This is a genomic window from Streptomyces sp. NPDC002032, from assembly GCF_042890765.1.
Lineage (GTDB): Bacteria > Actinomycetota > Actinomycetes > Streptomycetales > Streptomycetaceae > Streptomyces.
This window is the reverse complement of record NZ_JBIASM010000037.1, coordinates 1-7,938: the sequence shown is the minus strand read 5'-3', so window position 1 is coordinate 7,938 and position 7,938 is coordinate 1. Positions and strand designations below refer to the sequence as shown.

Here is a 7,938-nt window from a genome sequence, read left to right as displayed (position 1 = left end):
CTGTTCTTGCGTTTCCGACTCTATCAGACTCTTTCGTGTCCGATTTCCTCGGTGCTTTCGAGGTTCTGCGCTTTCGCGCTTTCCCTTTCCGGCGAGTCCGACTCTATCAGAAGTTTTCCACCGGTTTTCCCCGGCTTCAACGTTCTCGAATGAGGAGTCGAATGCACCCCGCGTCGAATCTTCATTCGTGCAGGGTGGGTGGTCGCCGAACCTGTCCGGTTCGAGGCAACCGTTTGACTCTACAACCGTGCCTGGGGGGTGTCAAAACGAGGGCGGCCATGGGTGTTGGGGGCTCGCGGCGGTGTGCCGAGCCCCCTCGCCGCACGCGACGCCGGAAGTCTTTCCTCCATCGGAGATCGGCGGGACGCTGCACGCAGGGAGGTCACATGAGCTGGTTGGGACCGAGCACCGCCGACGAGGTAACGGTGCCCGACGTGGTCGGGCTGATCGTCACCGAGGCGCGGAAGGTCGCGTGGGAGGCGGGCGTGGTCATCGCCCCCTCGGATCCGGACGGGCCTCCGGTGGGGGCGCTGACATGGCCCGGGGTCTGGGTGGTCACCGCCCAGTCCCCCGCCCCCGGATCCCGGATGCGCCGCCTGGGCTCCCTGGTGATCGAGTTCAGGGAATTCCAGGTCCCCGACGGCACTCCGCCCGCTCCCTGAACCCGGCAACGCCCGCCCTGGCACCTACCCAACCCGCCCCGCGCCGGCGGCCCAGCCATCGGCGGGTGGCTCTACGTCCTCCGTCAAGCGTGACGGCGGCTTTGGGCACCCAGCTGACTGACTACGACCGCGGTGCACGACGCGCCCCCGTGCTCGACGTGGATCCGTCGTGGGGAATGTGCCTTGCGCTGTCGTGTGGATTTCCTCGTACCAGCCCGGGGCGTTCTTCTTGAACGTGCGTTGCGGTGGCGTCATCACGCGTCCACCGGTCTGGGCGCCGAGGCCCTGGTAGCCGGCGTCCGCGAGGAGCTCCACCGCTGGCCCGTCCGCCAGGAGCTTGATCAGGCCCAACTGGTGGGCCTGGGTAATGTCCGCGCAGCTGCCTGGCCTGGCCGGGGGGCAGAACAGCAGCCGCCCACTCGGTCGGTGAGGACCATGGTCTTGACGGCGTTCTGCCTGTTCTTCCCGGAGATGAACGTGTCCCGGTCCCTGCGTCCGGCGGCTGGCCGGCGGACCCGGATCTCGGTGCGTCAATGGTGCCGATCTGCCCCCTGGCGCCGAGGTGCTCGATGACTCCGTCCAGCGTTCGCAGCCGAACGCCGGGACGGACCCTGCATCCCCGCTCGGAGAGCAAGGGCCCGTATCTCGCCGATGGCCCGGCTGATGCTGGAGCGGTCGACTCCGAAGCGAGCTTCGCCCTGCCCGAATCCGGCCGGCTGCTGGCGACGGGAGACGTCTGGGAGCCGTACCGGTTGGTCGATCCTCAGGGTGGCTTTGTTCATGAGAACGGACAGCAGATGTTCACGACTGCGGGAGGCGTCAGAGCCCGCCGTGGATTCGAACGGCAAACACGTTGGCCGGTCTGCCGCGGAGCTGCGAAGATGCACTCTGTTTCTCTAGCGGAGGGCATTTGTTCGTTTTTGCTTGTGTGGGATGCGGCGCAGAGCTGACCAGCACGCTGTCCCAGGTCGCCCTGCCGGCCCACGCCCATCAGAAGTTCGGGAACGGCCTCCAGCTCCCGGTGCTCATGGAGTCGGGCACGTTCGCCGTGGAGCCTGAGCCCTGGGGGCCGCCGTGGCGGAGATGGGAGGCGATCCATCCAGACGAGGTGGTGGCCCGCAGCATCTACGCGCCGGTCCACGCCCTCTCCGACGGCGCCCCCGGATCGATCGCCATCGCACCCGGCGACGCCCGCGGCACCCGTCTGATCCCGGAGCGGGCCGGCGGCTACTGCTGTGGCCTCGACGGAGCAGACGGCCCCAACATGGCTTGTGAGGCCTGCGGCTTGCCCGTGGCAAGCAGGATCGACGACTGCTCCCTCTGGCAGGCGGTATGGCTCGCCCCGAACGCCGTGCGCAGCCTCCCCGTCAACGCTGCCACCCCCGTACCGCTCTCCTGGGCAGCGCTGCTGGAAGAGGAGAAGCGCACGCCTCCGTTTGAACCGATCGCCACCTGGAGGTCGCGGCTGAGGCCAAACCACTTCTGGTCGTGGAGCCCGCAGTGGGAGGCCGCGGTCGGCCGGGCACTCGCTCACCTCCTGGCAGCCTCGGAGGGCAGGCCGGTGACCGTCCCGGATGGTCTGAGCAAGGAAGTGTTCCAACGCGCCCTCGACGTCCTGCTGCCCACGGGGCTACCGGCACAGCGGGCTGTCCTGGCCGGACCAGGACAGCCCACCCCCGACGCGGACGCTGACATCGTCCTCGTGCCGAGCCATCCGCAGACCGGCGAGACGTGGACTCCGACCGGCTCGGCCACCACGGCCTACCCGGTGCCTTTGCCGTTCGGGGTGTGGCTGTGGCTGGCCTTCCCCAGGCCGCACCTGCCCGTTCCCGCGTCGGGAGGCATGCCCGACGGCGTCCTCCGCGACGACCCGCCCGCACCGCGCCCCCGGTACTTGTTCCGGGCCGATCCGGGCGTGTTCCAGGACACCCTGGTCCGGCTGCCGGCCGTCCGCAGTCCGTGGTTGCGCGAGATCTCCGGGAACCTAAGCCGGTACATGCGCGCCGGCATCTTCTAGAGGACCGACCAAAGGTCCCGGTAGCCGGTCTCCGACCTGCTTTGTAATCGGACAGCACCTGGAAGCGGTGCCTCCCGCAGTGGTGAACATCTGCTGTCCGTTCTCATGAACAAAGCCATCAGGGTCTGCGGGTCGAGCCAGTCGCCGTGTACTTCAAGGACCTGCTCGCGGCGGATACCTCGGCAACCACGCTGCGGTCGTAGGGCACCTGCTGCGGTGGTGGCGGTTCCTGTGGGCGCTCGACATCGAGTGGGATCGGGCCGTCCGGGAAGACGCACGGGATTTCATGCTCTGGATGCAGCTGGCCGACGAGCCGGTGCGCGTGCACTGGCGGCGTCGTGACGCACCCGCGGGCGAAGGCCTGCTCACCCCGAAGGCCGAACCGGCAATCCCCGTCCCGGGATCTCCGAACCCGGTGACCGGGAAACCCACCATCGGGACGAAGTACGCCGTGAGTACCCGGGCCCACTGCGAGACGGTGCTGTGGACGTTCTACGACTTCCACCTCGCGAGCAACTCCGGCGCGCTGCTGATCAACCCGTTCCCGCTGGACCGTTCGCGCCGCCTCGGGCGAGCCAACGCCCACCACAATCCGATGGAGGACTTCAAAGCCCAGCCGGGCTGCGCTCGCCTCCGGGTGCGGCTGCGGGGCGATGAACCTCCAGAACGACTGCGGCCCCGGCCACGGTCCGGTCCTCGTGCATGGTGATCTGCTGACCGGGTTGGAGGTGCGTCCAATGAGAGGGGGTGAGAGGCACGAGGCGAACTATGCCCTGCCCGCCGGGCTCCAGCATGGGCATGCCCTCAACCCAGAGCGCGGCGATGCTGACCGCACGTTCACCGGTGGGCGAGAGGTGTCCGATGTCCCACATAGGTCGCAGAACCCCGGTGCCGGAGATTGGTGCCGTGCGTCGGCCCTCGCCAGCAGGACGGAGCTTCAGATCTGCTCGGATCACGCCATTGCGGATCTCGGAGCACCGCCAATGGCACCAGGCCGCGCTCCGCTCCAGCCGGAGCTGCTCAGCCGCCTCGGCGAGCTTCTCCCAGAACGCCAGAGGGATCGAGTGCCCGTCCCCGAGTTCCTCCAGCAGGCTCAGGGCGATCTCCCACTCGTCATGGGCGAGGTAGTCCCAGATGTCTCGCACCGTGATGTCGTTCTCGGTCGCGGTCGCTTCCGGGACCAGCAGGGAGGCTGATTCGAGCAGCTCAGGGACGTCCATGCGCTCATTGTCAACCGTATGCAGGAGCATGCCGACGCTCATCCACCCGTAGTTCAGAGAAAGGCCAGAACATCGTGAGTGGCCCCGTGCCGGAGGATCTTCCAGTTCTGCATGCGGGCGAAGACGAACGCGACACGGGCGCGGACCTGCTTGTGGGACTTGTCTGGACGCGGTCTCGACGGTGCGGGATGAGGAGCCTGGTGCCCGGCGAACCGCTTGCGGGGCTGGAGCGCGAGCCTTGGCCCGAGGTGGCTGATGGTGCGGTCCGCCGCCGACTTGGATAACCCCGGGCAGCGGGGCGAGACGCCCCACGGTCGGGTTCGTGCGGCAGTACGCCGCGACCAGCAGTGCCCGGTCCTCCGGCGGAAGGCTCCACGGCCGGCCCCTGCGGACCAGATCCGCACCCTCGCGCCGCAGCAGCGTCACCGGCTTGCCGAAGGCGCGAGGGCTCAGCCCGGTGAACGGGGCTGGCCACGGCTGCGGGGAGTGGACCGCCGACGGACACACGGTCGATTTCGGCTAGGGAGAATCTCCGGCGTTCACCCCACGATCGCCCTGCACGGTGCACTGCACGACCCGGCTCGCATCCTGCGGTAGATCGAAGCCAAGCGACGCGTGCTCGCCCGCCATGTGCTCGGTCCCGCCACGGGCGACCCCGAACTGCCGTGAGACAACCGCGATGACTGCCAGTACGACGGCGAGGTGGCCATGCGATGGCCTGCTCGACCTCGGTTTTCTTGCGCCGACCACCCCGACTACCCCCGACGCCAGCTGCGGTGGCCCTGCCGCACACCCCGCACACCCCGGACTAACCGACGGGATCACCGCCGAGCTGACCGTTCTCGTCGGCTTCGACCAGGACCTCGCAGCCAGGGCCACCCACACCCCCACCCGGAGTTTCGCTGGCGCGCACCCCTCGGGCCGGTGACACCCCCCTCAGGACATAGTCGTGCCGGGCCCATAGGCCAGCGGTGCTCTTGCAGGACCGCGAAAAACGCTACGGGGACGGGGACTCAGCGGGGCCGGGACGCGTTGAGGCGGGCGGCCTGGCGGGTCAGGTGGTCGCGCTCCGCGAGGTTGGGCGCCTTCAGGGCCGCCTCCGCGTACAGGCGGGCCGCCGTCTCCAGGTCGCCGTCCCGATCGTGGAGGTACGCCGCCACCGCCGTGTGGCGGGGCAGCGAGGCCTCCACCGCCGCGAGCGCGGCCAGGCCCGCGCGCGGCCCGTCGGCCTCACCGACGGCCACCGCCCGGTTGAGCCGGACCACCGGGCTGTCGGTCAGGCGCGCGAGTTCGTCGTACCACCCCACGATCTGGACCCAGTCGGTCTCCCGCGCGGTCGGCGCGTCGGCGTGTAGTGCGGCGATGGCGGCCTGCGCCTGGAACTCGCCCAGGCGGTCGCGGGCGAGGGCCGCTTGCAGGATCCGTACGCCCTCGGCGATGGCCTCCGTATCCCACCGGCCGCGGTCCTGCTCGGCGAGGGACACCAGACTGCCGTCGGGCGCGGTCCGCGCTGCGCGCCGGGCGTGGTGGAGCAGCATGAGGGCGAGCAGCCCCGCGACCTCGGGGTGGTCGATGGCGGCCGCGAGCTGCCGGGTGAGGCGGATGGCCTCGGCGGCGAGGTCGACGTCACCGGAGTACCCCTCGTTGAAGACCAGGTAGAGGACGCGCAGGACGGTGGCGACGTCGCCCGGCTGGTCGAACCGCACTCCTGAGACGGTGCGCTTGGCCCGGCTGATGCGTTGCGCCATCGTCGCCTCGGGCACCAGGTAGGCCCCGGCGATCTGGCGGGTGGTGAGCCCGCCGACGGCGCGGAGCGTGAGGGCGACCGCGGACGCCGGCGTCAACGACGGGTGGGCGCACAGGAAGTAGAGCTGGAGCGTGTCGTCCACCGTGGGGGCGGGCCCGGGCGCCGGCTCCTCCTCCGTACGGTCCTCACGGCGACGGCGGGCCGCGTCCGCCCGGGTCGCGTCGAGGAACCGGCGCCAGGCCACGGTGACGAGCCAGCCCTTCGGGTCCCGCGGCGGATCGGCCGGCCAGACGCGGACCGCTTCGAGCAGCGCGTCCTGCACGGCGTCCTCGGCCGCCGCGAAGTCGGCTCCGCGGCGGACGAGGATCCCGAGCACGCCCGGGGTGAGGGTACGGAGCAGGGCCTCATTCACCTCGGGCTCACTCCGTGATGGTGGGCGGCGTGGACAGGAAAGGACGCAGCTCCAGCCACTCGTGGATCGGCTTGCCGCCGGCTCCGGGAGCGGCCGAGAGCTCGCCGGCCAGCTCGACGGCGCGGTCGTAGCTGTCCACGTCGATCACCATCCAGCCGGCGATGAGGTCCTTCGTCTCGGCGAAGGGCCCGTCGGTCACCGGCGGCCGTCCCTCTCCGTCGTAGCGGACGAACGTCCCCTGGGGCGCGAGCGCCTGGCCGTCGACGAACTCGCCGGTCTTCTCGAGGCGGTCCGCGAAATCCTGCATGTACTGAACGTGGTCCGAGATCTCCTGCGGGGTCCACTGGTCCATCGGTACGTCGTTCACCGCGGCCGGGGCGCCCCGGTAGTGCTTGAGAAGCAGGTACTTGGCCATCGCGTGTCTCCTCGGTGCCGTGCGGCCCGTTCCGGCCGCGCTCACTACGGGGACGGAGCCGGTCCCGGGTTCTCGACATCCCCGTCGGAAGTTCTTCCGGCTTCCTTCCCTCGAGGGCCGTCGACGTACCAGTCGACGCGCGTCCTCCCCGGCTGGAGGATTCGATGCTACGGCGGCCGATGGGATGGCGGATGCCGCGTTTGGGGAGCCATCGGCGCAGGTGGTCGTGGTCGTAGCCCTTGGATTCGGTCCCGTCGGCGGCTCCCCTTTATCGCCCGCAGACTCACTGAGTCGATCGCACACCACGGCCGGCCCGGTTCCCCGGTGCCGCCCAGTTCGTCGAGGACCACGCGGTGGAGCTTGGCCCAAACCCGGGCTTCGGTCCAGTGCGTGAACCGGCGACGGGCGGTCTGCCAGGACGCACCGAACATGGGTGGGAGCTGCCGCCAAGTGCATCCGGTCATGGCAACGAAAAGGATCGCGGCCAGGACTCCGCGGTCGGCAGCCCTGCGACATCCGCCGCCTCGTGGACGCACCGCCGCTTCGGGCATCAGGCGAAGGAAGAGCTCCCACAAGCTATCCGGCACCAGCTGCCGCACCATTTCCATGCCAAGACAACGAGGACCCCGCCAACCGTCGGCAGGAGGGGTGCTCGATGCTGGCACGAGCCGTTCCCGGCAAGCATCCTCGAGGGGCATGACCACCATGACCGACTATCTGCAGGCCGTCTTCGCCATGCTCGGCCCAGCGGAGAACCGTTGTAACGATCCTGCTGCCTGGCTGCACCTGGAGCATGAGATCGACAGAAGGCTTCCCGCCGACTACAAGGCGATCGTCGATGCGTACGCCCCAGTCCAGCTCAACGGGCACCTCTCCCTCTCGTCCCACCCGGCCTGTGCATGGCGGAACCTGGGCGAGGAGATCCGGTCGGAGGCGGAAGTATGGTCCGAGTGGCGGTCATGGGAGTCCGACGACCTGGAACCCGATACTGATCCCCGAGTGATCTGCAACCGCCCGCAGATCACCTTCGGTTCCCCCGACGGCCTCATCCCTCTTGCCAGCACGGACCAGGGAGCCGCCATCTTCCTGGCTCCAGAGGTCCACGGCCACCCCGACGGAATCGTGGTGCAGGGCTCGGAAGGCGACTGGGTCGGCCATCCTATGAATTTCGCCGAGTGGCTGTACCGCTACCTCACCGGCGAAGAGATGGCCGGCTGGGGCAGCTCGGCCCTCTACCCCGGCCCCGTCCTGCTGGAATACCTCCCAACGGGACCGGACGAGCGGACTCGTGAGGTGTACGGCCCAGAACGTGACATATGAGTTCCACATGTCGTGCGCGAGGTGGACGTCCTGGGTCGGGGAATCTGAATGGCCCGTAAACGCAGAAAAGCCCCGCACCAGTTACCTGGTGCGGGGCTTTCCCACAATGATTGTTCGGCGGCGTCCTACTCTCCCACAGGGTCCC

The 7,938-nt window shown here is 69.2% G+C and carries 6 protein-coding genes and 2 pseudogenes; 3 read left to right on the top strand and 5 right to left on the bottom strand.

The features are described from left to right. Positions 1–386 precede the first annotated feature (386 nt). Together ACFYYT_RS36420 and ACFYYT_RS36415 are read left to right on the top strand one after the other, a co-directional pair. A complete protein-coding gene (locus ACFYYT_RS36420) occupies positions 387–662 on the top strand; it encodes a PASTA domain-containing protein (RefSeq protein WP_351831238.1) in 276 nt (91 codons plus the stop codon). Between the two features lie 910 nt (positions 663–1,572). Continuing rightward, the gene (locus ACFYYT_RS36415; protein WP_351831241.1) at positions 1,573–2,679 is read left to right on the top strand and encodes a hypothetical protein; all 1,107 of its coding nucleotides are present in this window, start codon (positions 1,573–1,575) and stop codon (positions 2,677–2,679) included. A gap of 605 nt (positions 2,680–3,284) precedes the next feature. Here the strand turns inward: ACFYYT_RS36415 and ACFYYT_RS36410 are convergent. The 5 genes and pseudogenes from ACFYYT_RS36410 to ACFYYT_RS36390 form a co-directional block, all read right to left on the bottom strand. Further along, a complete protein-coding gene (locus ACFYYT_RS36410) occupies positions 3,285–3,899 on the bottom strand; it encodes a hypothetical protein (protein ID WP_351831242.1) in 615 nt (204 codons plus the stop codon). Between the two features lie 89 nt (positions 3,900–3,988). Next, a pseudogene (locus tag ACFYYT_RS36405) lies at positions 3,989–4,406 on the bottom strand (transposase family protein); the annotation flags it as partial. 506 nt (positions 4,407–4,912) lie between these two features. Next, positions 4,913–6,058, bottom strand: a complete 1,146-nt coding sequence (locus tag ACFYYT_RS36400; protein WP_351831243.1) for a DUF6596 domain-containing protein — start codon at positions 6,056–6,058, stop codon at positions 4,913–4,915. Positions 6,059–6,065: 7 nt separating this feature from the next. Further along, on the bottom strand, positions 6,066–6,473 hold the full coding sequence (locus tag ACFYYT_RS36395; RefSeq protein ID WP_351831245.1) for a YciI family protein: 408 nt from the start codon (positions 6,471–6,473) through the stop codon (positions 6,066–6,068). 139 nt (positions 6,474–6,612) lie between these two features. Beyond that, a pseudogene (locus ACFYYT_RS36390) lies at positions 6,613–7,081 on the bottom strand (transposase); the annotation flags it as partial. A gap of 88 nt (positions 7,082–7,169) precedes the next feature. Between ACFYYT_RS36390 and ACFYYT_RS36385 the strand changes: the two are divergent. After that, positions 7,170–7,793: a hypothetical protein gene (locus ACFYYT_RS36385; RefSeq protein WP_351831246.1), complete on the top strand. Its 624-nt coding sequence runs from the start codon at positions 7,170–7,172 to the stop codon at positions 7,791–7,793. Positions 7,794–7,938: the final 145 nt, after the last annotated feature.